Genomic DNA, 24,255 nt, shown 5'->3' with positions numbered 1-24,255 from the left:
TCCCCGCCGAGAGCCAGGTCAAAGCAATAATGAAAGAGCCAGGAAAGGGACCCGCGCTGCTGCGTCAGTACAATGAAAAACATGTGCTGTCTTTTTTACGCCAACAGCGAATCAGCTCACGTCTTGATATTTCACGCGCCCTTTCATTAAGTAAAAATACCATTTCCCTTATTATCGACGATTTTATCGCCGGGGGGTTGGTGGCCGAAATCGGCGTTGCCCAATCCAGTTCCAGCGGCCGTCCGAAAATTCATATCGCGCTCCAGCCTGATAAAATGAAAGCCGCCGGTATCATGGTGGAGCGTCAGCACCTGCACTGGGCGGTATATAATTATTTTTCCGAGCTGCTGGAAGAAAAAACCCTGATTATCGATACCGCCGATCCCCGTAAGGTGGTGAGTGAAATTGCCGGTCTCTGTGGCTGGATGCACCGGCGTTATCCTGAACTTATCGGTATCGGCGTCGGTTTCCCCGGTATTATCGATCCGCAGAGCGGTTATATGCATGTCTCATCCCATCTCGGCTGGCAGCAGGTGGACATTCTGGCGGCGCTTCGCCACAGCGCGCCTTTGCCGCTGGGGGTAATGAATATCGTCAAGGCGGCGGCGCTGGTATCGCGCCAGCATGAATCCGCCGCCCCGGTCAATGAACCCACCTTTTACCTGCGGATTGCCGAAGGCATCGGCGGCACGCTGATTACCGGGCAGGGCGTTTATTACGGCGGCAGCTGGACCGCCGGCGAAGTGGGCCATCTTAACGTGGCATCCGACGGCCCCGTTTGTACCTGCGGGCAGCGGGGTTGCCTGGAATCATTGATTGGATTATCGGCGATTAACGCACAGCTCAACCGCTTGCAGCCGGGATTGCAGTGGGCCCATCGGTCTCAGGCGCCGGATCTGGTGGACAATGTCATCGCCCGGGCGGGCGAATTATTGGGCAAAGCCTTGAGCCAGATAATTCATCTGGTCAATCCAAAAACGTTGCTCATTGACTGTGCCTATAACCTGTCACCGTTATTCACCGAACAGGTATTAACCGTGGCGCGGCGGCATACCCTCCCTTTCGCCTATAGCCATACCCACATCCGTTTCCTGTCTCATAGCTACGATCCCGCCCTCGGCCTGGCCCTGGCGATGATACAGCGCCACGAGCACATCGAACTCTAATCCGCGCTTTTTATTCAATCCGCCGACGTCGCCGGTATTGAACACCGGGCGCCGGCCGCCACGCTGCCAATAATCCGCCCCGAGCCAATGCGTTAGGGCAGGTAAATAACGTTGTGGAATATTCAAGTCTGATAGGCCTCGCCGGGGGTCAGTAATGCTCGGCAACTAAAAGCAGGAGGTGGTGGGATAGACTAAGTGGTTCCATATCGTTTCCATTTTTGACAAAAAAACGGGCCAGGGTAGGCCCAAAAATGAAGACATGCAGACTTTTTTTATGTGATTTAGATTAAATAATCGCTGCAAGCAATGCAAATTGAAAACAAATGCTTGGAATGCGCCTCGCAAAAAATTAATTTACACTTATCTCAATGAGCTACGTTAATTTTCCGTTTCGTTCCTTCATGAATCCTATTCAGATTGACTTGCTGACAAACATCTCCCCTATACTGGATTTACGTCATAAACATAGGTTTTTATCGCACCATGACTATTCAACCTTTTACCCTCAATATCCCGCAAACCGAGTTAAACGATTTAACATCGCGCTTGGCGGCAACCCGCTGGATTGAGACCATCGATGAAGACGACTGGCGCGAGGGAACCTCGTTACGCTTTATGCGCAATTTGGTCGGCTACTGGCGGGACGGTTTTGACTGGCGGTTGCAGGAATCCCGGCTGAATACCTTTTCCCATTTTATTACCGAGGTTGACGGCCAGCGGATCCATTTTATACATCAGCGCGGCAAAGGGCCTGCTCCCATGCCTTTGATCCTGACCCATGGCTGGCCCGGCTCATTTGCGGAGATGCTTGATATTATCCCTTTCTTGACGGACCCGGCCCGTTTCGGCGGGAGTGAATCCGATGCTTTTGATGTGATAATCCCGTCATTGCCCGGCTATGGTTTCTCGCCCCCACCGCGCAAACGTGGCGTGGGGGCCCGTCAAACCGCGCACTTATGGGCCGGATTAATGGATCGGCTTGGTTACGGCAGATTCGCCCTGCAGGGCGGCGATCTGGGGGCAGGGGTCTCGAGCTGGCTGGCAAGGCTTTATCCGGACAGGGTGATTGGCCTGCACCTGAATTTTATTCCAGGTTCTTATCTCCCCTATATTGAAGACGACCGGCCGATAACCGAGGAGGAACAGGAGTTCTTGAATCGACGCGCCGCCTGGTCCAATGAACAGGGTGCATACGGGCATTTGCAGGGTACCCGGCCGCAAAGTCCGGCGTTTGCACTGAACGATTCGCCGGCCGGCCTCGCCGCCTGGATTGCGGAAAAATTCCAGGCGTGGAGCGACTGTGAGGGACAAATTGAAAACGCCGTTTCGCTGGATGCCCTGCTAACCAATATTTCTATTTATTGGTTTACCGGCACCATTGGCTCTTCGTTTCGTATGTATGTCGAAGGGCGTTTGGACCCTTTGCAACTATCAGCCGGCGAACGTATCAGCCCGCCGCTGGCGATGGCGCACTTTCCAAAAGAGCTGCCCATGCCGCCCCAGAGCTGGGTAAGCAGAGGGTACAATCTGGCGCGCTGGACCAGCATGCCCCATGGCGGTCATTTTGCCGCAATGGAACACCCACGGGAGTTGGCCGCGGATATCCGGAGTTTTTTTAACACGCTGCGCTGACGAAAATAGGGCATGGCAGATAGCCTGTATATCCATCGACGTGGGGCTCACACCGAGTCCGCGATAAATCCCCGCAGCCATTGATGAGCGGGATCGCGATGGACCCGTTCATGCCAGAGCATGGATATTTCGAAGCCCGGCACGGCAATGGGCGGCTCCACCACCCGCAGTGCCGGCCGGCCCTCCACCAGGCGCGAGGGCAGCATCGCCACCAGGTCGGTGGAGGCCAGTACCGAGCTGACCAACAGGAAATGGGGCACGGATAGCACCACCCGGCGCGTCAGCCCAAACTGGGCCAGGGCGGTATCGGTGACGCCGTAAAATCCTCCGCCGTCCGGCGAGACCATGACATGATCGAGTTCGCAAAACTCCTCCAGGGTCGGTGGTTTTTTCAGCCGGGGATGATCGGCCCGGCCGGCCAGCACATAGCGCTCGGTAAACAGCGGTCGGCTATGCAGGCCGGGAGGCGCCCCTTCACTGGTATGAAAGGCAATATCGATGTCCCCCTGTTCCGCCTGCCTGGCGATGCCGGAGGGAACGGATTCAATAAAAGCGAACCGGGCGCCTGGCGCCGCAGAACGCAATCCTTTCAACGCCGGCAGCAGAATGGTGGACTCGCTGTAATCGGAGGCGGCGACACGCCAGGTATGATCGGATACGGCGGGATCAAAGGGGCTGGCGGGAGACACCGCGTATTCAAGGGCTTTCAGCGCCTGCCGTAAAGGTTCGCGCAGCGCATCGGCCCGGGCGGTAGGCCGCATCCCCCGGGGACCGGGCAATAATAGCGGATCGCGAAAGATATCCCTGAGTTTGGCGAGATGGACACTCACCGACGGCTGGGAAAAATTCAAGCGCTCCGCCGTGCGGGTGACATTGTGTTCCGTCAGCAGCACATCCAGCGTTACCAGCAGGTTAAGATCCAGTCGGCGCAGGTTATTCATATTTTTAATACCTGTAATAATAGAAATTCATTTCTACTATACCTGACAAGCTTCTATGCTGCCCTCATTCCAACCATTGAGGTCCAGTCATGAATGTTCTTATCGTCTATGCCCATCCGGAACCCCGGTCATTAAATGGTTCTTTGAAAAACTTTTCCGTCAAACACCTCGAAGAGGCCGGGCATCATGTCCATGTATCGGACCTGTACGCCATGAACTGGAAGGTCCCTCTTGACGCGCACGACAGTACGGCGTGGCAGGCCGATAGGCGTTTCGACGCTTCCCTGGCATCCAAACAGGCGTTTGAAACAGGCACCCAAAGTCAAGACATCGCCCTGGAACAAGAAAAGTTGCGGTGGGCGGATGCGGTTATCCTGCAGTTTCCGTTGTGGTGGTTCTCCATGCCGGCAATCCTCAAGGGCTGGGTGGAGCGTGTGTATGCCTATGGTTTTGCTTACGGCGTGGGGGAGCACTCCGACACGCACTGGGGGGATCGTTATGGCGAAGGCGTTATGGCGGGAAAGCGGGCGATGCTACTGGTCACCACCGGGGGGTGGGAATCACATTACAGCCCCAGGGGTATCAACGGCCAGATAGAGGATATGTTGTTCCCCATTCAGCACGGTATTTTGTATTATCCCGGTTTCGATGTGGTGCCGCCGTTCGTTGTCTATCGCACCGGCCGCACGGACGAAACACGATTTTCCCAGATCCAGGAAGCGTTGGGGCAGCGGCTTGACCAGCTTTGGACCGCCGCGCCCATCGCCTTTCGTCCGCAGAATGCGGGTGCCTACGATATCCCGGCATTAACGCTGCGATCCGATCTTGCGCCGGGAGATGTAGGGTTCGGCGTGCACCTTGCAAATGAATAACAGTGGCAACCCGCATGAGACTTTTCAAAAGTTGCAGCGGCGATAACCACTACGCCGCGGCATCTTAGATAGCATTCCCCTTATGATTATTAATCAATGACTCTGCAGTGAAGGTGTTGGCTCAGATGTTTATTTGACATACATTGAACTCCTTCCTAAGGTTTGAAGGCCAAGGGTGGAAAAAGGAAAATTTTAGTTCATTACCATCGCTAATGTTTTCCTTTACCCTTACTATCCGAGGCAGTTTCCTTCATCGATTGTTAGGATTGAGCTCATGGGCGGTCTTTTCTTGTTTTATGTCGCTTGTTATCTGGCCGGGGTGCAGCGTGAAATTTAAGCTTATTTACGCCGATCCGCCCTGGCAATATCGCGACAAATCCAAGGATGGCGAACGCGGCGTTGAATTCAAATATCCCGTGATGAACATTACCGATATATGCCGGTTGCCGGTATGGGATTTAGCCGACCAGAAATCCTGTTTATTGGCAATGTGGCACGTCCCCTCTATGCCTCTTGAGGCGTTAAAGGTGGTTGAAGCGTGGGGATTCCGCTTTATGACAATGAAAGGTTTTACCTGGCATAAAACCAACCCGCACAAAGGTAATTCCGCTATTGGCATGGGCCATTTGACGCGCGCTAATTCCGAGGATTGTCTGTTTGCCGTACGGGGCCGCCTGCCCGTGCGAATGGATGCCGGCATCTGCCAGCATCAGACGGCGCCGCGCGGTGAGCACAGCGCCAAGCCTGATTTGTTTCGTCATCTGCTGGTCCAACTGGTAGGGGATGTTCCGCGCATTGAACTCTTTGCCCGGACTCGGATAGCGGGATGGGAGAGTTGGGGCAATCATTGTGAAAAATCCGTCGAGCTTTTAGCCGCCGCCGCTGAAAGATGCCAACCGGACCACGTTTAACATTCATGTTTAATAATTAGCTTTATAATGAAAAAGTTTTCCTATTACGTTTAAATATTGATTTTGAGATAAACGTCATATTTTTTTAGCACAGGGTCCCCCAAAAAAAAGAATAAGGCTCACTCTTCGGTGAAAAAAACCGTTTCAGATCATTAGTGGTCTCTGGTGATAAATCTTGTTCCCGCTCTTAACTTTCCCGCAACGATAAATCCTACTTATAGCTACAAACGAATCTTTTTTTTTTTGCGATAGAGCAGATCGCGATTGATTTACAAATTAAAATGGCTATTTAGACTTTTTATTAGCCGTTTTTTTTAACCCGTCCGGTGCTCATTTGTCACCAAAAAGAGCATGGTGAAAGCTGGCGAATTCATTATCGGTGAACTAAAGTCAAAATGGATTTTTTGCTATTAGTGGCAAAGCCTTCCAGGCAGTAGTTCAAAAAAAGAGAACCAGTATGTGAGTGGACACATTATCGTCTGCTTTGGAGTAATATGACCGAATCAACGGGCTTGGAAGGGGTTGAAGTTCAACCCGGAGAAAATAAAAACGATCCGCCGAAATCCTGGTTGAAAAAACTCGGTCCGGGTTTAATCACCGGCGCCGCCGATGACGACCCTAGCGGTATTGCCACCTATTCCCAGGCCGGCGCACAGTTTGGCTACAGTATGCTGTGGACGCTGCTGCTCACCTATCCGCTTATGGTGGGTATTCAGGTAATCAGCGCCAAAATCGGTCGGGTCAGCGGTCATGGACTCGCCACCAATATCCGCAGGCACTATCCCAAGTGGCTGCTCTATGCCATCGTGAGTTTGTTGCTGGTGGCCAATACCATTAATATCGGCGCTGATATTGCCGCAATGGCGGGGGCGCTGAACTTATTGGTTAAAGGTCCTGTTCATTGGTATGTGTTAGGGTTCGGCATAATATCATTGCTATTGCAAATATTTATCCCGTATAAACGCTATGTTCGGATATTAAAATGGCTGACGCTGGCATTGCTTGCCTATGTGGCCACCATTTTTATTATCCACATACCCTGGACGCAGGTATTGATAAATACCTTTTGGCCTCATCTATCCTGGAAGCCGGCTTATATCACCACCGTAGTGGCCGTATTCGGCACCACCATCAGTCCTTATCTGTTCTTCTGGCAGGCCTCGCAAGAGGTGGAAGAACAGCAGGCCGACATGCAGGCAAAAGCGATTAAACATGCCCCCGAACAGGCAAACATGAATTTTCGTCGTATTAAAATCGACACCTTTATCGGCATGGCGGTTTCCAACGTGGTGGCATTCTCCATTATTTTAACCACGGCGGTGACGCTGCATATGCATGGCGTGACGGAAATTCATACCTCGGCGCAGGCGGCAACCGCGCTGCGTCCCATTGCCGGCGATTTTGCCTTCTGGCTGTTCAGCGCCGGCATTATCGGCACCGGCATGCTCGCTATTCCGGTATTGGCCGGCTCGGGCGCTTATGCCACCGCCGGGGCGTTCAAATTGCCTAATAGCCTGGAATTGAAATTCAAGTATGCCAAAGAGTTCTATACCATTATCGCCGTCTCTACCCTGATTGGCATCGGAATTTGTTTTACGCCCATTGATCCCATCAAGGCCCTTTATTGGAGTGCGGTGATCAATGGCGTCATTTCCGTGCCGATCATGGTGGTGATGATGTTGATGGCGGCGCGTCAGGATATTATGGGCAAGTTTGTCATTTCCTCCCGTCTCAGCGTGCTGGGCTGGATATGCACGATGGTCATGGCCGTTGCGGTGGTGGCGATGTTTGTCACGCTGGGCAAATAAAGCCTATCCCGGTGGTGACGATGTTTGCCACGCTGGGCAAATGAAGCCTACCCCGGGATTGGACATATTTGTCATCCCGGGCAAATAAAGCCTATCCCGGAATCGTCGTTATGCGCCTTTGCGGCGTTTCATATGGACGGCCATTGGGATGCCGATGGCACGCAAATGGCGACGGCCATATCCAAAGTCGTGGCGCGCCACGGAAGTCAGCCGACACTGGGCACCTTCCCCTGGTGGTTGGTGCCACTGCTTTTCCCCATTTTGCCTACCATGGGGGAATTGTGGGAAATGCGTTATTTATGGCGTCGGCCTGTCAGGTTGGATAATACACGTCTGACGGCGATGCTGGGCAGCGAACCCCATACCCCGTTGGAGCGGGCCTTGGAGGAAACCCTGGCGGGACTTGGGTGCCTTCCGACAGGGTAGGTAATATGCCTCGCCGGCCGGGAGGATGACGGCCCCGATCGTTGTGTTATCCGCGGTCGGACAGAGTGTCATCCAGCCAATCGAAGATGGTTTGATGGGCTAGGGACATGGCGCCCATATGGCAGTGTTCTCCCGCCCCTTCGGCTTCCGTGAGCGTCACCAGTTTTTTCGGCGCGTTCAGCAATGCGTAGATGGCCTGCGGTTGTCCTTTGAGGAACTGATCGTTTTCGGCGTTCAGCACCAGCGTCGCCGTCCGGATGTCGTCGGCAATACCGGCCAGCGTATAACGCCGGCTCTGACGGACGAACTCGCTGGGGGATGTGACGCCGAAAGTCCACATACCGTTTTGTATTGCCCAGCGGGCGCCGGTTTTCATGGACATCAACAGTTGCAGCACGGCGTCGGCGCGTTCATCTTGCCGCTCATCAATCCATGACAGCAGGAACGGCGGCAGCATATGTTCAAAGGCAAAATGAAAATCCAGCAGGCCGTCGTCGAGAATCAACGCGGCGGGCCGGTGGTCAAACGCGGCGGCGCGAGCCACCAGATACCCTCCCAGGCTGTAGCCGAACAGGGCGATTTGGTCCCGCGCAATCTCTTTGCGCGTCAGCGCGAAGTCAATCACCGGGCTTAACACGTTTTCCCAGTCATGACGGAAGGTGATTTTTGCGGCGCGCAACGCGGCGCCCTGGCCAGGACCGTCAAACGCGAGAACATTATAGCCCCGGCGCAAGGCGGCGGCGCCGATGGCAAAATAGGATTCTTCCTGCGTGGAATCAAAGCCATTGTTGTAAATAATCGTCGGGCGCGGTTTACCGCTATTATCCACCAGGAACAGATAGCCCGGTAACGTGGTATTTTCGTAAGGAATGTCGACTATCTCAAAGGGGCTATCGAGCAGTTGAACGGCCTGAATAAACGTTTGGGTCGAACGGCCCGACAAACGCGCCACATCTATATCGCCGATAGGAGCGGCCCGTTTGAAAAATTCAGCGGTGCGATAATAATTCGAGGCACGGAGAAATGCTTCCCGCGCGCTGATCAGGTGTCCTGCCGCCAGAGAACGCTCGCCGATGGCGGCCACGCGATTGGCAGTGGCTTCCCACTGCTTCAGCCAGGCCGTTTCGTCCCCTTCGGGAATGCCCCGCGCCGTCACAATGACTTCGCCTAGATCCGCTCCGCCATAGTTGGCAAAGCCCGCCGTGCGTAGCGTCTCGAAGGAAAATGATTCGTTTTCAAATAAAAATTTCATGCTGATCTCCTGGAGATAACTGAAGACGGGGCTTCGTGGCTTCGCTGCCTAATGGCCCGCGGGCTGTGGTGATACACGCACCAGGACCTTACCCGCCACATGGCCGGAAGCGACCTGTTCCAACGCGTTGCGGGCCTGCTCTAACGAATAGGAGGTATCAGTGATTACCCGCAGCTTTCCGGCGCAAACCAATAGCGCAATATTTTGCAGCAACGCGGCGTTCGTGGTGAGCTGGACAAAGGCGCCACGGACTGCGCCGTTATTTGTCAACGCCCGATCAATGGATGTCACCAATATGCCGCCGGGACGAATAATTCCCCAAGAGCGCCGCAGGGTGTCTCCGCCGATGAGATCCAGCACAATATCCGCATCCTTGACGCACCGGGTAAAATCCTCTTGCCGATAATCAATAACTTCATCCGCCCCCAGGTTTTTGAGCAGGGCGTGGTTTTTCTCCGACGCAGTGGCGATAACGGTGGCTCCGGCCAGTTTGGCAATCTGTATGGCGAAAGTGCCCACACCGCCGCTGGCCGCATGAATCAGAACGCGGTGCCCTGTTCGAACCCGTGCGATATCGTGTAATGCCTGCCAGGCGGTTCCTGCCGCCGTGGGCAAGGCTGCGGCCAGGCCGGCGTCAAGGCCCTCGGGAATCGGGCTCAGATGATGTGCGGGCACCACCGCGTGGTCGGCCAGGGCGCCCCCACGACGAGGATCCATGCGCCCGAACAGATTATCGCCGGGCTTAAACCGTTGTACTGAATTACCCACCGCTTCAACCACACCGGCTACATCGGTACCCAGGATATAAGGGAACTTAAGCGGAAAAATAGCGGACATCCGGCCGGAGATGAGTTTTAGATCCAGTGGATTTATGCTGGCCGCGACCACCCTTAGCAAAACTTCATCAGGCCCCGGCACAGCGGGTTCACATGCCAATAAGGCGGCATTATAAATGGAATCATATTGATTGATGCATAACGCTTTCATGCTGTTTACCGGCGGCTCATGGATTAAAAAGAGAGGTCTATAATATATTTCTCCCATTGGTATGATAATCTGCTCAGTAATTAATTCAGCTCTTACTCTCAGTGAGAAATTAATGCTTGATCGAATTACCGGGATGCAGGTATTTTCACGCTCCGCACGTGTCGGCAGTATATCCGGCGCGGCACGCCAGCTCGGCCTGTCGCCGGCAATGGCGACCAAACATCTCGATGCGCTTGAGACACGCCTGGGAGTGAGGTTATTCCAGCGGAGTACGCGTAAGCTAAGCCTGACGGAGGCGGGGCAGCAGTATCTACAGGTGGTAAACCGACTGCTACCGGAACTGGAAGAGGTTGAAAATTTGCTGGCATCGCAGCGGGTTGACGCCCGCGGTGTATTGAGGCTCAATGCGCCGTTGTCTTTTGGCAACCGCTATATTGCGCCATTGATAATGGATTTTTCCCATCGACATCCTAATGTCACGGTGGAACTGGGATTAAACGATCGTATCGTGGATCTCATTGACGAAGGCTGGGATTTGACCATTCGGATCGGGCCGTTGAAAGACAATCGCTTAGTGTCGCGCAAGCTGGCCGACTGCCCGATGGCAGTGTGCGCCGCACCCGCGTACTGGCGGCGCTATGGCCGGCCGGAGCGGGTTGCTGAACTGGGCCGGCATAATTGTCTGGGTTCGACGATTTCCGCTGCCGCCCATACCGATGAGTGGTTTTTTGGCGCCAAACGGGACATTAAAATCGAGATAAAGGGAAACTTGTGGGCGAACAATGGGGATGCTCTGCTGGCGGCGGCCGTCGCCGGATTGGGGGTTATTTATGAACCGGCATTCATCGTTGCTGGCGCGATTGCTCGCGGCGAACTTGAACCTGTCATGCTGGATGCCGAGCCTGCCGATCTGGGCGGTATACATCTGGTTTACTCAACCCGCAATGCGTTCCCGGCCAAGACCCGCGCCATGGTTAATTTTCTTGTGGACGCCTTTCAGCCACGACCTCCCTGGAGCGGGTAAGTTATAGCCAAATGGCGGGACGGGTCCCGCCGACGGGATATAAGCACGATAACCTGAGTCTTGATCGAATAGACGGAGCATATTGGCTTCAGAGCTTCAGAGCTTCAGAGCTCATGGTTTAGAAATCAGAACTCAGAACTTACGGATTTAATGGTATTCAGTGAACAAACAAACTCAGCAACATCACCATTGCCAAACCCACCACGGAATTCACCAGCTCCAATAATCCCCAAGTTTTAAAGGTGTCCTTCATGGAAATTTTGAACGACTGCTGGAATAAAAGAAACCCGCCGTCATACATCAAAGTCATGGTATTGCTGCCCACGGCGCAGGCGATCACCATCAATACCGGATTGACATGGAATGCATCAATCATGGGCGCCACAATGCCTGCGGCGGTGATGGCCGCTACGGCGCCTTGCCCGGTGAGGATGCGGATAATAACGGTAATAATCCATGCCAGAATAAGCGGAGAGACCGGAATATTTCCCACCATGCTGACAATGGCGTTGCCCACACCGGTGTTGATAATTACTTCTTTCATGATGCCGCCGGCGGCTATCACCAATAACACGTTTGACACGCCGGAGATGGCAACGCTCAACGTATCCGTAATCTGCTGACCGCTTTTTCCCCTTAAGACGCCTAGGGCGAATATACCCACCAGCACTGCAATCAGCATGCTGATTTCAGCACTGCCGAGAAAGGCCGCAACTTTAAACAGCTCGCTGTCTTTATCCACCATCAGTCGGATAATCGACGAGAAAATCATCAGGATCGCGGGGAGCAACGGCACCAGTATGCTGATACCAAAGCCCGGCAGTTCGTTGGCAGGTTTGAACTCGGGGGGCGCCATAATGTCGCCCAACGGCATTTTATCGATACCCGGAATGAATTTTGTCAATATGACGCCGGAACAGATAATTGATGGGATGATGACAATAAGACCAAAGATATAGACCAATGAAATATTGGCATGAAATGCGGTGGTTAATGCCATCGGCCCGGGCTGTGGCGGGAAAATGCTGTGACCCATGGTTGCGCCGGCCACCAGGGGCACAATCAGTTTCATATAGGGAATATTGGCTTTTTTAGCGATGCTTATTACCAGCGGTGCGGTAATTAAAAAAGCCACCTCATAAAACATCGCCATCCCAAAAATGGTGCCGATGATCAACAATGCAAATTGCAGGTAGCGAACGCCCAGCAGGTTAATTATAGTATCGGAAATTTGCTGCGATGCGCCTGATTCCGTCATTAATTTACCGATGACGGCACCGAAAATTACAATCAGGGTGAGTGTGCCTAAGATACTGCTTAACCCCATTTGTATCGTGGAAACAATTTTATCGATGGGCATCCCTTCGGCGAATGCTAGAAAAATTGCCGAAATCATCAATGCCAAAATAGTGTGCATTTTGACTTTGACAATCAATATTACCAGCAGCGCTATCCCCACTAAAACCCATAACAACGGCATTACATGTGCCATACTCTTGACCTTATTATAAACACTATGGATATGATATAAATCTCAGCATGGCCCCGAAAATAACCTCTTTTATATATTCAGCGATCGTGTCATTACCGCGGTATATGCTATTCTACAGGTGATGAAGATTGCCGGTATGCGTCAACGCCGGACAAAGATTTTTATAAGCAATAAATGGCCCATTCTCCACCGTATCCCTTGAACCAATTACTACCTGATAATGATCCTCATTACCTTTCCATACTACCATACTATGCTACCACCCTTTAATTCTGTGAAACCGATCACAGAATTTCCACCAACATGGTCAACTGATTGTGGGAGAGAGGATATGGGGAATGTTTCAATGGATTTATTAACCTTGCTGCGTTCAACCGTTGAGGGTTAGATCGAAACACCCGCACTATTCATTATGCACCATGCCGATAAACAGATCTCTCAGCGGGTCCGCCAGGGCAGGGTTCCAAAACATTCCCGTATCCCAACTGGCATAGGGGCCCTCCAGCGGGATCATGTCTATACCCTCGGGTGCGATATATACCGTGCTTTCCGGCACGATGGCGATACCTACGCCCGCCACAACCAATGCCAGCAGGGTTTGAAGATCCCGCGTTCGTTGTACGATATTGGGAACGATGTGGTTGAATTGCAGAAATTGTTCTATTTGCCGGTACAAGCCTGGCCCTTTTTCCGCTGACAGCTGAATAAAAGGCTGTGAAGCAATGAACCGGTAATCCTGGGAATTTAATCCATTCGCCGGTACCGATTTTTTCTTTACCGCCAGCACCAGTGATTCGGAAATGAGTTTGAGCCCGATCAGCGGCGGTTCCACCGGCATGCGTATAAAAGCCAACTGCAGTTTGCCGGATAACAATTGGGCGGTTTGTTGGACAGACGAAATGTCCTCAAGGCTGACGATGACATCCGGATAAGCCCGACGAAAACGCGCTACCCATGCCGGGGCGATTTTGATGCCCGAAATTCCAAACCCGATGGAAAGATTGCCTTTGGTGCCTTTCGCCATATCCTGGGCATTATGTTGCAGGGCTTCCGCCCCCTCCACTAGTTGCCGTGCTTGATCCAGCAATGATTCGCCGGCATGGGTCAACTGGGCGCCGTGTCTTCCCCGGACAAAAAGGGTCAGCCCCAGCTCGCTTTCAAGCAGCTTGATCTTTTTAGACAGCGCAGGCTGGGTAATGAATAGCCGTTGTGACGCCTCACGGTAATTCTGTGTCTCCGCCAAAAGGACAAAGGCACGCAATAGTTGAGTATCCATTCCGGTTGGTTATCGAAAGCAGCGAATAAGTGATTATATTTAAATCGCTTTTTGCTATCTACTCTTTCGAAGCGACAGCTTGCATGCATGTGACCACCGTCACGTCCCGCACTGTTTAACGAGTAATCTTGCTCAGGAGATAATGATGGCCAAACAACGCTTTGTATTTTTACTGAAAGGGGAAGTGGTGACCCCGCAGTCGTTGGAAGACCCGGATGCGGGCGAGATTATTCGCGCGGCATTAAGTCAGAGCTTCGCCATTTCGCCTATGCACGTGCTGGCAAAAAATAATCATGAAGCTTTTGACAAGTTTCAACTGTTAAGCGAAGGATATTCAAGTGAAAAAAAAGTGGAAGTCAGACTTTTTTAAGCCCGGGAAAACCTTGGTTAAGCTATAAAAAAACGCCCCTCCCGCTTAGCTATGCTAAAAGGGAGGGGCGAGTAGGTGAAATTTTTTGTATCAGTTAACTAAACGTGCTTTTATTCAGCGGTGTTAACATGATGTGCGTTGCCTTGGCTTACCGGATAAGTGTGGGCATAGTCCTGGTAATCGTTTTGAGCCGCCATTGAGACTGCCGGTGCAAGGATGGCTGCGATAAGTGCAAGTGCTGCGATAGTTTTTTTCATGATGTCTATCCTATGATTCAGTTATCAGGGTGAAAGCTCTTCGCTTTCGATAAACTAATATTAACGCCCATTAATAAATTAGTCCAGAAAATTTTTTTGCACTAATCATTCAAAATAACTGAATTATTCTGTCAAGGTATGATCCTCACCCTTCTCACGTAAAAAAAGACCTGTCCCCGCGCGGGCTTGTCCTAGAGGACTGCTCGGGGGAACGTTAGCATTAGGGCCGGCAACCACGGCCGGCCAGCCGCAAGAAAAGACACGAAATTGCGTGATTTAACAGGAGACAGCCCTGTATAAGGCTTCGGGGACAGGTTATGGCGAGCGGCCAGCCTGAGGCCGCTTTTACCGAGTGTCAGGTGGACGGTACCCTGGTGGGGCTGCCGCTTATCTTTACGGGGTCAAGGCCGGGCTGGTGCTGTTCCGGGAACGGGCAATGGGTATTGGAAGAACGTTAAACGGGCCGAAATTCGCCGCCTCCAATCTAATATTTAGCATTTAGCTGTCTTATTCGGCAATTGACAGAGTTCCCCTGTACCTATAGATTTCAAATTGAAGTTCATGATAGGAGATTGTACTAAGCATATCTGTATGATGTAGTCTCAGCAAACTATTACGTGGCTCCGGCCATTGAATCATTAACTTATAGTTATGCTAAAAAAAAGCCGGGCTGACATAATTTATTGTATTTTAGATGCATTAATAAATTTTTTTATTAGAACAATGCAGCAGCCAGATAATGCTTATTTTTATACAAAAACTACCATATGTATTTTTTAATTGGATCATTAATTGACATGTGTATGAGATAATTATATTTATCTGATTCAAAGAGGAAATTTTATGACAAATTCCATTTCAGAATTCAATAACCCGTTTCCTAATGCTCCCGGGGGGTCCTACAATCTTCGGGCTGAAAATATCTCTAAAAACAGCGTTCTTTTAAAGTGGGATGTTGCAGATAACCCTTTAATTTCTTATTTTCAGATTATAAAAAATGATCCCTATAATGATGATACTCATCCTATTTTGGTAGGGGAGACTCAAACATCCTCCTTTTTGGCTACGGGTTTGAATCCTGGGTTGACCTATTATTTTTATGTAGATGCCATTGGAGCAAATGACTATTGGATTTCACGATCGAATAAATTGGATGTTACTACGCTAAGCGGATTGCAACAGCCTTGTAATCCACCACGGCCGCCTTATTATCCGGCTCCTCGTCCGCCGTATAATCCGCCGAACCCGGAATGTTGTCCGCCGCCGCGTCCGCCTTATTATCCGGCTCCCCGTCCGCCGTATAATCCGCCGAACCCGGGATGCTATCCACCACCACGGCCGCCTTATTATCCGGCTCCCCGTCCGCCGTATAATCCGCCGAACCCGGGATGTTGTCCGCCGCCGCGTCCGCCTTATTATCCGGCTCCCCGTCCGCCGTATAATCCGCCGAACCCGGGATGTTGTCCGCCGCCGCGGCCGCCTTATTATCCGGCTCCCCGTCCGCCGTATAATCCGCCGAACCCGGGATGCTATCCGCCGCCACGGCCGCCTTATTATCCGGCTCCCCGTCCGCCGTATAATCCGCCGAACCCGGGATGTTGTCCGCCGCCACGGCCGCCTTATTATCCGGCTCCCCGTCCGCCGTATAATCCGCCGAACCCGGGATGCTATCCGCCGCCACGGCCGCCTTATTATCCACCTTCGGGATGTTATCCGCTTCCATGGCCGCCTTACAAACCGCAGCGGCCGCATGATGGATGCCATAAGGGCCCGAACTGGTAAAGGCTGTAGCGTTATTCTTGCCTATCACTGCTGCCCGATCAGCGGGCAGCAGTTTCGTACTTTATGTTGATACGTTATTGCCGAGCTGGAAGGATCGTCAAATGAGACCGCCCCGGCCTTGCACACCTGCGTTTTATCCCTCGCGGGGACCCCAGCCACCCCCCAGCGCCCGCACCAGCGAGACGGACATCTCCATTTGCTGTCCCTGAATCTGCACATCCTGGCGTTCAGCGGTCAACAGCGATTGCTGGGCGGTAATCAGGTCCAAATGCGTCGCCAGACCCGCGGCATAGCGATCGCTCGCCAACGATAAAAGATGCTTGGCATCTTCAACCGCTTCCTGTGATTGGCCGGCGGCTTGATCCAGTGCTGCAAGGCCGGTTATGGCATCCTGGGCCTGTTGGAATGCGGTCAATACCGTTTGACGGTAATTCGCCTGGGTCCCCCGATAACCTTCATTGGCATATCGCACGTTTGCGGCGCGTCTTCCCCCATCGAACAGTACCTGCTGAAATGCCGCGCCCAATGACCACATCAGGCTCGGCGCGCTAAGCAGGTCGGCAAAGTTGGTACTCTCATAGCCAATAGTGGGATTAAGAGCAACACTGGGAAAATACGCCGCCTGCGCCACGCCGATTTGCGCATTGGCCGCGGCCATCGCTCGTTCGGCGGAAGCAACATCCGGGCGTCGTTGCAACAGATCGCTCGGCAAAGCATGAGGGATGGCGGGCGCCTGCATGGCAATCACCTTCGGGGCGATGGTAAAACTCGGGGCCGGCATGCCCACAAGCGTCGAGAGGGCATTTTCATAAGACGCTCGGGGTGTTGCCAGCAACTGCGCCTGGACGCGCGTGGCGTCGAGCTGCGATTTCTGTTGCAAGAGATCAAGACCCGAGACGGATCCGAGTTCGTGTTCCGCGCTGACAAAACCCAACGCCTGCTGTTGCAATGCAACCGAACGACTCAACACATCAGCCTCGGCATCCAGCTCCCGCAGCTCATAATAGTCGGTGGCGATCTCGGTGGTCAGCGCCAGCCGCGCGTTGGCCAAATCATCTTTTGACTGCTCTTCGGAGGCTTTGGCGCCTTGAATCTCACGTCGGATGCGGCCGAACAGATCCAGGTCGTAATTAATGGTGGGTGCCAATGCCACCTCGTTTTGCACTGTCGACTGGTTTTCCGTGCTATAGGACGTCACGGGCCGATTCCGGGAGATTTTCAGTCGTTCAACGGTCGCGCCGGCATCCACTTCAGGGACACGTTGCGCCGATATATTGGCAAGCGTGGCTCTTGCCTGCTCGTAGTGCGCCGACACGCTGGCGAGGGTCTGGTTTTCCTGTAATCCCCGTGTTTCAAGTGAATTGAGCACCGGGTCGTTAAAGTCTTGCCACCAGGTAAGGGAGAGCGCCGCGTGAGACGGCTGCCCCACATGCCATAACGACGCGTCTTTCCATTGCGCAGGCGCTTGCGTTTCTGGAGGATGGTAGTCCGGTCCCACCGTACAGGCACTCAGGCCGACGGCGGAGAACGCCACACAGCTGCGCACGAACGGCATGAGACGTGGTGTCTGTCTTCTCACTTCGCCTCCTTCTTCCCCGGGGCGGGCTGGGCGATTTGCACGCGATCGCCGTCCGCAACGGAATCGCTGGGGTTGATTATCACCCTGTCATGGGCATCTATCCCGCTTTCAAGCGCCAGGGTTTGTCCTAGATCCTGGGCTATCCGGATAGTGCGCAAATGGACGATACCGCGGTTATCCACCGTCGCCAGCTGTGGGCCTTGTGACCTGAAAATCAGCGTATTCTCCGGCACCAGCATGGCGGCGTGGGCAATGGCCGGCACGGAAACCTGCACGTACGCTCCCGGCCGCAGCAGGTTGTCGTGATTACTCAAATTGACTTCCACCTGCAGCGATCGCGTCGGCACATCGATGGCGCCGGAGATATGGGTAATGGTGCCTTGAAAGGTTTTCCCCGCCAGTTCAGCCAAGGTGACGTCCACCTGCTGCCCCACCTTCACATTTTGAGAATAGGCCTGCGGCAGTTGGACATAGACCCGCAGCGGGTCGGTCTGCGTGAGTGAAAAAAGCGCCGCGCCCGATGCGCTGCCGGCATCGATAAGTGAGCCCACATCGACATTGCGCTGGGTAATCACACCGTCGAACGGCGCAACGATGCGCTTGAAAGATTCAAGCTGACGCAGGCGTTTGACGTTGGCGTCGGCGGCCGCGAGGTTCGATACGTCCTGCAGATAAGTACTCTTTCTTTCGTCCAGCTCCTGTTGCGATACCGCATCCCTTTTACGCAGCGCCGACCAGCGATCGTATGAACTTTTCGCCAGCGCAAGGCTTGAACTAATCTGGCCGCGCTGGGCCACGGCTTGCAACAGTTCCTGGTCAATCTCGGGCGTGTCAAGCTCCGCGAGTAACTGTCCCTGCTTGACGTGAGTACCGATATCATCATACCAATGCAGCAAATAGCCCGTGGCCCTGGCATAAATGGGCGACTCGACGTAGCCGCGCAGCGTACCGGGCAGCAAGGTATTCCCGTTGCCCGCGGACTGTTTGGGCGTTACCACTTCCACATAATCAACGGCGTTTTCGCGGGTCGTTTTCTTTATTGATCTATCCGCGCTCAGATTGGCCAAAACGGTTCCCGCCGCCCCCAGCGCCAGCATGATCAATAGGGCCGCCACGGTGAACTTGGCGTGCCGCCACTCCTTACCGCGCGTGGGCAAATGCTCCTCGCCGTCTGAACCGCTCTGAGAAAGCATCAACGAAGAATGGTTTTTCTTTGCCATCGGTTATGACCTTTTCAGCTGTTATCTGGATGGGTGGAATCTGACGGGTCAGCGTCATCCTGGATCGATGTGGGTTGGTGACGTTCTCTGCGTTTCTCCAGATGCATGTGGATCGCGGCGAATGTCATGGGCACAAAAAAGAGCGTGGACACCGTGGCGAACAGCAAGCCGCCTATCACGGCGCGCCCCAGCGGCGCGTTCTGCTCCGCGCCTTCCCCGAGACCCAGCGCCATGGGCGTCATGCCGATGATCATGGCCAGCGCCGTCATCAGCACCGGCCGAATACGGGTCGCGCCGGCTTCCAATGCCGCGGCAAGCGGCTTCAGCCCGCTCGCCAAACGTTCGCGGGCGAACGCAACCAGCAAAATACTGTTCGCTGTCGCCACGCCCATCGTCATGATGGCCCCGGTCAATGCCGGCACGCTAAGATGCGTGCGCGTGAGAAACAGCATCCAGGCGATCCCCGCCAGCGCCGCCGGCAATGCGCTGATGATGATGAGCGGGTCGACCCAGGATTGAAAGTTCACCACAATCAACAGATACACCAGAACGATGGCCATCGCGACGCCGATGCCGAGGCCGATATAGGAACTGTGCATGGTGGCCACCTGGCCCCGCACGAAAATCTGGCTTCCACGCGGTAAAGACGGACGAGCCTTGTCCACCAACTGATTGACCTTACTCGCCACCGTGCCCAGGTCGGTGTGCTCCACGCTCACATAGAGATCGATGACCGGGCGGACGTTATAGTGCGATACCTCGGCGAATTGACGCTGTGGGGAGGCCTGAACCAGGTTTGCCAGCAGTTGCGACGGCCCGGAAACCGATGCCGATACCGGGATGCGCATCAATTGATCCAGGGAGGATATTTCGTACTGAGGCGTTTGGGCGGATACCTGATATTCGACGCCGTTTTGGTCATTGAACCAAAATCCGGGGGAGGTTTGCGAACTGCCCGACAGCGACAGCAGCGCGTTTTGCGTCACGTTCTGCGGCGTGAGGTTGATCTGCTGCAGCCGGGTACGATCCATCTCCAGATTAATGACCGGTTCATCCGGCCGCTGCTGAATATGACTGTCCACCGTCCCGGGAATCAAACGGATCTGCTTGTAGAGCTTGCTCGCCGCGTCAAAATTCTTTGATTGGTTGGTGCCGGATATCTGAATGTCAATGGCCGCCGGTGAGCCGAAATTCAATATCTGCGTAACGATATCCGCTGGCTGAAAGAAGAATTCCACGCCGGGAAAGCGCTTGGGCAACTGGTGACGCAATTGGTCAATGTAGACGCCGGTGGGGTGATGGTCGGCATTCAGGGCTATTTGAACTTCCCCGTCAAGGGTGCCGATGGTGCCCGCATTGCTGTAAGAAAGGTTAATGCCGCTATAGGGCAATCCGAGGTTATCGACAATGGTATTCAGCTCTTTTTTGGGGATGATTTGGCGCACGACCTTTTCCACGTCATCCGCGAGCCTGGCGGTTTCTTCAATTCGGGTGCCGGTGGGGGCGCGAAAATGCAGACGAATATCCCCCGAATCCACCGTTGGGAAAAAATCTTCGCCGAGAGCGAACGTCAATCCGGTGGATAAGAGACAAAAACCGAGGAACAGACTGCCAAACAGACGTCGCCGAACCAGTACCGTACTCAAGATCATGATATAGGCGGCGCGAACGCGCTCGAACCCGGTATTAAATCGTTTATACAGCCGTTGGAAAATGCCGTGCTTTTTTTCCTCCTCGCCGCGGTGCGCATTTTTCAGCAGCATCATCGCCAAGGTGGGCACCAACGTACGGGAAAGCACATAAGAAGCGAGCATGGCGAAGACCACGGCTTCCGCCAAAGGGACAAACAGAAAACGGGCGACCCCTGACAAGAAGAACATCGGGACGAACACGATGCAGATACAGAGCGTGGAAACCAGGGCGGGGATAGCAATCTCCCCGGCCCCGTCCAGTATGGCGTCGTGGAGTTCCGTGCCCAGATGCAGGTGCCGCTCAATGTTTTCGATGGTCACCGTCGCATCGTCCACCAAAATCCCCACCGCCAGGGCAAGACCGCCGAGGGTCATGATATTGATGGTCTCCCCCAGGGCATGCAGCGCGATCAGCGACGTCAGAATGGAAAGGGGTATGGATACGGCAATGATCAGCGTATTTCGCCAGTTTCCAAGGAACAGCAGGATCATTAATGCGGTCAGGCCGGCGGCGATCAATGCCTCTCTGGCAACGCCACCGATGGAGGCTTTGACGAACAGCGACTGATCGAACAGCGGCGTGATCTTGAGATCGGCCGGCAATACGGTCTTCGCCACCGGCAAGATGCCATACAAGGCGTTGACCACTGAAAGCGTGGAGGTATTGCCGGTTTTGAGCACAGACACCAGTATCCCGCGGTGGCCGTCTTGCCTGACGATATTGGTTTGTGGCGTAAAGCCGTCCCGGACATGGGCGACTTCCCTGAGATAAATGGTCGCGCCGCCAAGCGTCCGGATAGGAATATTGTTAAGACCGTCCACCGTGGTGGGCTGTCCATTCATGTTGACAGTGTATTCCTTTGTCCCCATCTTGGCCGTGCCGGTGGGCAGTATCAGGTTTTGCGCGTTGACCGCGCTGACGACATCAGTGGGCGTCAAGCCCTTCTCAAGCAGGGCGCGCGTGTCCAGATCAAGGGAAATGACGCGCTGCTTCCCGCCGTAGGGATAAGGAACGGAGGCGCCGGGAATGGTAATCAGCTGCGGACGCAGAAAATTGAGCGCCGCATCGTTAAGCTGCTGCTCAGACTCCGCGGTGCTTGATATTCCCAGCTGAATCACCGGAATGCTGGATGCGGAATAACTGATGATAAGCGGCGGCGTCGAGCCTGGCGGCATTTGCCGGAGCTGGGCCTGTTCCACCGCCACCGTTTCCGCGATGGCCTCTTGTATATTGGCCGAAGGTTGCAGGAATACTTTGATAATGGCGATGCCGGCGACAGACTGCGACTCCACGTGCTCAACATTATTCACCGTGGTGGTCAGGCCCCGCTCATTTACCGAGGTGATGCGATTGGCCATATCCTGCGCCGACAGTCCGGTGTAGCTCCAGATAATGCTGATGACGGGTATATTGACTTCGGGCAGCACATCCACCGGCGTGGTGAACAGCACAAAAGGTGTCAGCAATAAAATCAGGATTGCCATCACGATAAACGTATATGGCCGCTTTAGCGCTATGTTAACGATCCACATCGATAACGGCCCTCAGAGACGGTTTTATAAAGGCCCCTGGGGGCGGTTAACTTTTCGGCAAACCTTTGGCATTCGGTACCGAGACGAACCCTGCCGCTTCGAGGCGCTTGCGGCAGGTCACTTGAAATAGTAGAGCAGAATCAAATGTGGCGGCAGGGGGGGTATAAGCCGGTTTAGCCGACAATATACGACGTCGAGGGAGCAGAATAATGCATCGCGGAAGGGGGGTAAGTTGAATTAGAACAATAGCTTGTTGGTGTAAGGATCGACGGCCCGAACTTGGTCTGGCGAGATAAGACGGGGTCTGGAAAACTTTATGCAAAAGACCGCAAATTTGTTTCTTGAGGTTACTGTCAACAGATGAAACCGTTTATCGGCGGATTTTGGACAACCCTGTAGGGTCATGGCAGACGGCACCCATAACATTCTTCACCAAAGGCGTCAGGCACGGCGGCAGATCGAGAAAATTGGGGTATACCCGATCTCCCAGTGTGTCACAGGCTCATTCCACCCCCTGTTCTACACCTTGCCCTTCACATACACTCCAGTATTTTTTGCATGAGGACCATGTCTGAACGAGGTTGTTTATCCGCCTCGGCAAAGCCAAGGGACAGATATAACCCCATGGCGTTTTGATTATCCCGATACACATAGAGAGTCAGTTGCTGCACTCTGCTGACAGCGGTTGCTTTGGCGATAAGCTGTTGGCAAAGAACCCGGCCAAGGCCATTACCCCGGTATTTCGGGGATATGATAATACGGGCCAAATGGCTAATGCCGGATTCCTTTTGTACCAACTGGCCAAATCCGAGGGGATCGCCTAGACGCTCAGAATTGTACAGTATATAGCTGGTTCTGGTCGCTTCGGGTCCATTCAGTAACTGTGGCAAATGTTCCACATCCAGCGGAAACGGTAGATTAGGCCCTGCCCAGCGCATACAGGTTGTTGCATCCTCCACCCAGGTGGAAAGAGCCGTATAATCCGACGGAGTCGGCAAACCTAATATAAAAGCCATAAACTATGCCAATTGATTAATTATTTCCGGCAAGTATATCTAAAGATAAATGGCTACAGTACCCATGACTAAAAATTTCCACCTTGCGTATCCATACGCGCATCCTGCTCAAGATCGCTGAGAAGTCCCGGACCGGTGGGGTGCCACCCCAGGCGCTGCCGGGTCAGCAGGCTTGACGCAGGCATGTCCATGCCGGCGAACATGGCGAGCCAGCCGAAATGGGATTTGGCTTCTTCCACAGAGAGGCTGACCACGGGGATCTGCAAGATTTTGCCAATCGCTTCCGCTATCTGGCGCAGGGGTATGCCTTCCTCAGCAACCGCGTTATATCGGCTGCCCGGCTCATGTTTTTCGAACGCCAGCCTGTAGAGACGCGCAACATCCAGAAGGTGCGCCGCCGGCCAGCGATTGACGCCCTCACCGATATAAGCCGAAACTCCTTTATCGCGAGCCAGGCCAATAAGCTGAGTGATGAGGCCCTGCTTGACCTTATTATGAATCTGCGGCAGGCGGACCACCGACACATTCACGCCCCGGTCGGCAACAGCCGCTCCCGCATTTTCCGTAGGGGTACGGGGGATCGGATGGTTGGGAATATAAAAATCCTCCGTGGCAATCTGACCTGGCGCCGCCGCACCCATAGCGGTCACCGAGGTGATGACCAACGGGCGAGCCGTGCCGATGAGCGCGGTACCCAGGGCCTCAATGGCCCGGCTTTCCTTTTTGCCGCTCTCCTCGAACTTCGAGAAGTCATGGTCATAAGCGCAATGGATCACCCCATCTGAGCCGGCTGCACCGAGACGCAGGCTGTTTAGATCCTCCAGGCTGCCGCGATGCACCTCCGCCCCGGCGGCGACGAGCCGTTTCGCCCCCGCATCCGATCGCGCCAGCCCCAGCACCTGATGACCCGCGTTGATGAGTTCGGGCACCAGGGCGGTGCCGATAAACCCGGTTGCGCCGGTTAGGAAAATTTTCATAGCTGTTCCTTTGATGTGAGTGGATGAATTATCTGAACCAAGG

General features: G+C 53.7%; 21 protein-coding genes. 9 read left to right on the top strand and 12 right to left on the bottom strand.

The window, feature by feature from the left end; genetic code table 11:
* Positions 1–29 precede the first annotated feature (29 nt).
* A complete protein-coding gene (locus tag HB631_RS05160; RefSeq protein WP_213990055.1) occupies positions 30–1,166 on the top strand; it encodes an ROK family protein in 1,137 nt (378 codons plus the stop codon).
* Between the two features lie 483 nt (positions 1,167–1,649).
* Positions 1,650–2,798, top strand: a complete 1,149-nt coding sequence (locus HB631_RS05155; protein ID WP_213990054.1) for an epoxide hydrolase family protein — start codon at positions 1,650–1,652, stop codon at positions 2,796–2,798.
* A 47-nt stretch (positions 2,799–2,845) separates the two neighbouring features.
* Here HB631_RS05155 and HB631_RS05150 read toward each other — a convergent pair whose 3' ends face one another.
* Entirely contained in the window at positions 2,846–3,739 is an 894-nt protein-coding gene (locus HB631_RS05150; RefSeq protein WP_213990053.1) for a LysR family transcriptional regulator, read from the bottom strand.
* Positions 3,740–3,828: 89 nt separating this feature from the next.
* On the opposite strand from HB631_RS05150, the gene HB631_RS05145 reads away from it, so the two are divergent.
* The 4 genes from HB631_RS05145 to HB631_RS05130 all read left to right on the top strand — a co-directional run bounded on the left by HB631_RS05145 (position 3,829) and on the right by HB631_RS05130 (position 7,756).
* Positions 3,829–4,611 (top strand): NAD(P)H-dependent oxidoreductase, encoded by a 783-nt coding sequence (locus HB631_RS05145; protein ID WP_213990052.1) that lies wholly within the window; start codon positions 3,829–3,831, stop codon positions 4,609–4,611.
* Positions 4,612–4,907: 296 nt separating this feature from the next.
* Entirely contained in the window at positions 4,908–5,522 is a 615-nt protein-coding gene (locus HB631_RS05140; protein ID WP_213990051.1) for an MT-A70 family methyltransferase, read from the top strand.
* A gap of 494 nt (positions 5,523–6,016) precedes the next feature.
* The gene (locus HB631_RS05135) at positions 6,017–7,330 is read left to right on the top strand and encodes a divalent metal cation transporter (RefSeq protein ID WP_213990050.1); all 1,314 of its coding nucleotides are present in this window, start codon (positions 6,017–6,019) and stop codon (positions 7,328–7,330) included.
* Positions 7,331–7,354: 24 nt separating this feature from the next.
* The gene (locus HB631_RS05130) at positions 7,355–7,756 is read left to right on the top strand and encodes a hypothetical protein (RefSeq protein WP_213990049.1); all 402 of its coding nucleotides are present in this window, start codon (positions 7,355–7,357) and stop codon (positions 7,754–7,756) included.
* A 46-nt stretch (positions 7,757–7,802) separates the two neighbouring features.
* On the opposite strand, the gene HB631_RS05125 is transcribed toward HB631_RS05130, so the two are convergent.
* Both HB631_RS05125 and HB631_RS05120 read right to left on the bottom strand, forming a co-directional pair.
* Positions 7,803–9,008 carry an alpha/beta fold hydrolase gene (locus HB631_RS05125; protein ID WP_213990048.1) on the bottom strand — a complete coding sequence of 402 codons (1,206 nt, stop codon included), beginning with the start codon at positions 9,006–9,008 and terminating at the stop codon, positions 7,803–7,805.
* Between the two features lie 48 nt (positions 9,009–9,056).
* Entirely contained in the window at positions 9,057–9,995 is a 939-nt protein-coding gene (locus tag HB631_RS05120) for an NADP-dependent oxidoreductase (protein ID WP_213990047.1), read from the bottom strand.
* Between the two features lie 112 nt (positions 9,996–10,107).
* On the opposite strand from HB631_RS05120, the gene HB631_RS05115 reads away from it, so the two are divergent.
* Positions 10,108–11,019, top strand: a complete 912-nt coding sequence (locus tag HB631_RS05115; protein ID WP_213990046.1) for a LysR family transcriptional regulator — start codon at positions 10,108–10,110, stop codon at positions 11,017–11,019.
* Between the two features lie 157 nt (positions 11,020–11,176).
* On the opposite strand, the gene HB631_RS05110 is transcribed toward HB631_RS05115, so the two are convergent.
* Both HB631_RS05110 and HB631_RS05105 read right to left on the bottom strand, forming a co-directional pair.
* Positions 11,177–12,511: a gluconate:H+ symporter gene (locus HB631_RS05110; RefSeq protein ID WP_213990045.1), complete on the bottom strand. Its 1,335-nt coding sequence runs from the start codon at positions 12,509–12,511 to the stop codon at positions 11,177–11,179.
* A gap of 403 nt (positions 12,512–12,914) precedes the next feature.
* Positions 12,915–13,787 (bottom strand): LysR family transcriptional regulator, encoded by an 873-nt coding sequence (locus tag HB631_RS05105; protein ID WP_213990044.1) that lies wholly within the window; start codon positions 13,785–13,787, stop codon positions 12,915–12,917.
* A gap of 142 nt (positions 13,788–13,929) precedes the next feature.
* Between HB631_RS05105 and HB631_RS05100 the strand changes: the two genes are divergently transcribed.
* Positions 13,930–14,157 (top strand): hypothetical protein, encoded by a 228-nt coding sequence (locus HB631_RS05100; protein WP_213990043.1) that lies wholly within the window; start codon positions 13,930–13,932, stop codon positions 14,155–14,157.
* 110 nt (positions 14,158–14,267) lie between these two features.
* Here the strand turns inward: HB631_RS05100 and HB631_RS05095 are convergent, their stop codons facing one another.
* On the bottom strand, positions 14,268–14,414 hold the full coding sequence (locus tag HB631_RS05095) for a hypothetical protein (protein ID WP_213990042.1): 147 nt from the start codon (positions 14,412–14,414) through the stop codon (positions 14,268–14,270).
* 317 nt (positions 14,415–14,731) lie between these two features.
* On the opposite strand from HB631_RS05095, the gene HB631_RS05090 reads away from it, so the two are divergent.
* The gene (locus HB631_RS05090) at positions 14,732–14,872 is read left to right on the top strand and encodes a hypothetical protein (protein WP_213990041.1); all 141 of its coding nucleotides are present in this window, start codon (positions 14,732–14,734) and stop codon (positions 14,870–14,872) included.
* A 701-nt stretch (positions 14,873–15,573) separates the two neighbouring features.
* Here HB631_RS05090 and HB631_RS26930 read toward each other — a convergent pair.
* The 6 genes from HB631_RS26930 to HB631_RS05060 all read right to left on the bottom strand — a co-directional run bounded on the left by HB631_RS26930 (position 15,574) and on the right by HB631_RS05060 (position 24,212).
* Positions 15,574–16,137 (bottom strand): hypothetical protein, encoded by a 564-nt coding sequence (locus tag HB631_RS26930; protein WP_255556814.1) that lies wholly within the window; start codon positions 16,135–16,137, stop codon positions 15,574–15,576.
* Positions 16,138–16,329: 192 nt separating this feature from the next.
* Positions 16,330–17,775: an efflux transporter outer membrane subunit gene (locus HB631_RS05080; RefSeq protein ID WP_213990039.1), complete on the bottom strand. Its 1,446-nt coding sequence runs from the start codon at positions 17,773–17,775 to the stop codon at positions 16,330–16,332.
* Positions 17,772–18,995 carry an efflux RND transporter periplasmic adaptor subunit gene (locus HB631_RS05075; protein ID WP_213990038.1) on the bottom strand — a complete coding sequence of 408 codons (1,224 nt, stop codon included), beginning with the start codon at positions 18,993–18,995 and terminating at the stop codon, positions 17,772–17,774. The genes HB631_RS05080 and HB631_RS05075 overlap by 4 nt, the downstream gene beginning before the upstream one ends.
* Positions 18,996–19,009: 14 nt before the next feature.
* Positions 19,010–22,219 (bottom strand): efflux RND transporter permease subunit, encoded by a 3,210-nt coding sequence (locus HB631_RS05070; protein ID WP_213990037.1) that lies wholly within the window; start codon positions 22,217–22,219, stop codon positions 19,010–19,012.
* 533 nt (positions 22,220–22,752) lie between these two features.
* Complete coding sequence (locus HB631_RS05065) at positions 22,753–23,235, bottom strand: GNAT family N-acetyltransferase (protein ID WP_213990036.1); 483 nt, start codon at positions 23,233–23,235, stop codon at positions 22,753–22,755.
* Between the two features lie 68 nt (positions 23,236–23,303).
* The gene (locus tag HB631_RS05060) at positions 23,304–24,212 is read right to left on the bottom strand and encodes an SDR family oxidoreductase (protein ID WP_213990035.1); all 909 of its coding nucleotides are present in this window, start codon (positions 24,210–24,212) and stop codon (positions 23,304–23,306) included.
* Positions 24,213–24,255 lie beyond the last annotated feature (43 nt).

Origin of the sequence: Sodalis sp. dw_96, from assembly GCF_018449575.1 — a bacterium.
Taxonomy (GTDB): Bacteria; Pseudomonadota; Gammaproteobacteria; order Enterobacterales; family Enterobacteriaceae; genus Acerihabitans.
Note: the sequence above shows the minus strand (reverse complement) of the source record. Positions and strands in the feature narration are given on the sequence as shown.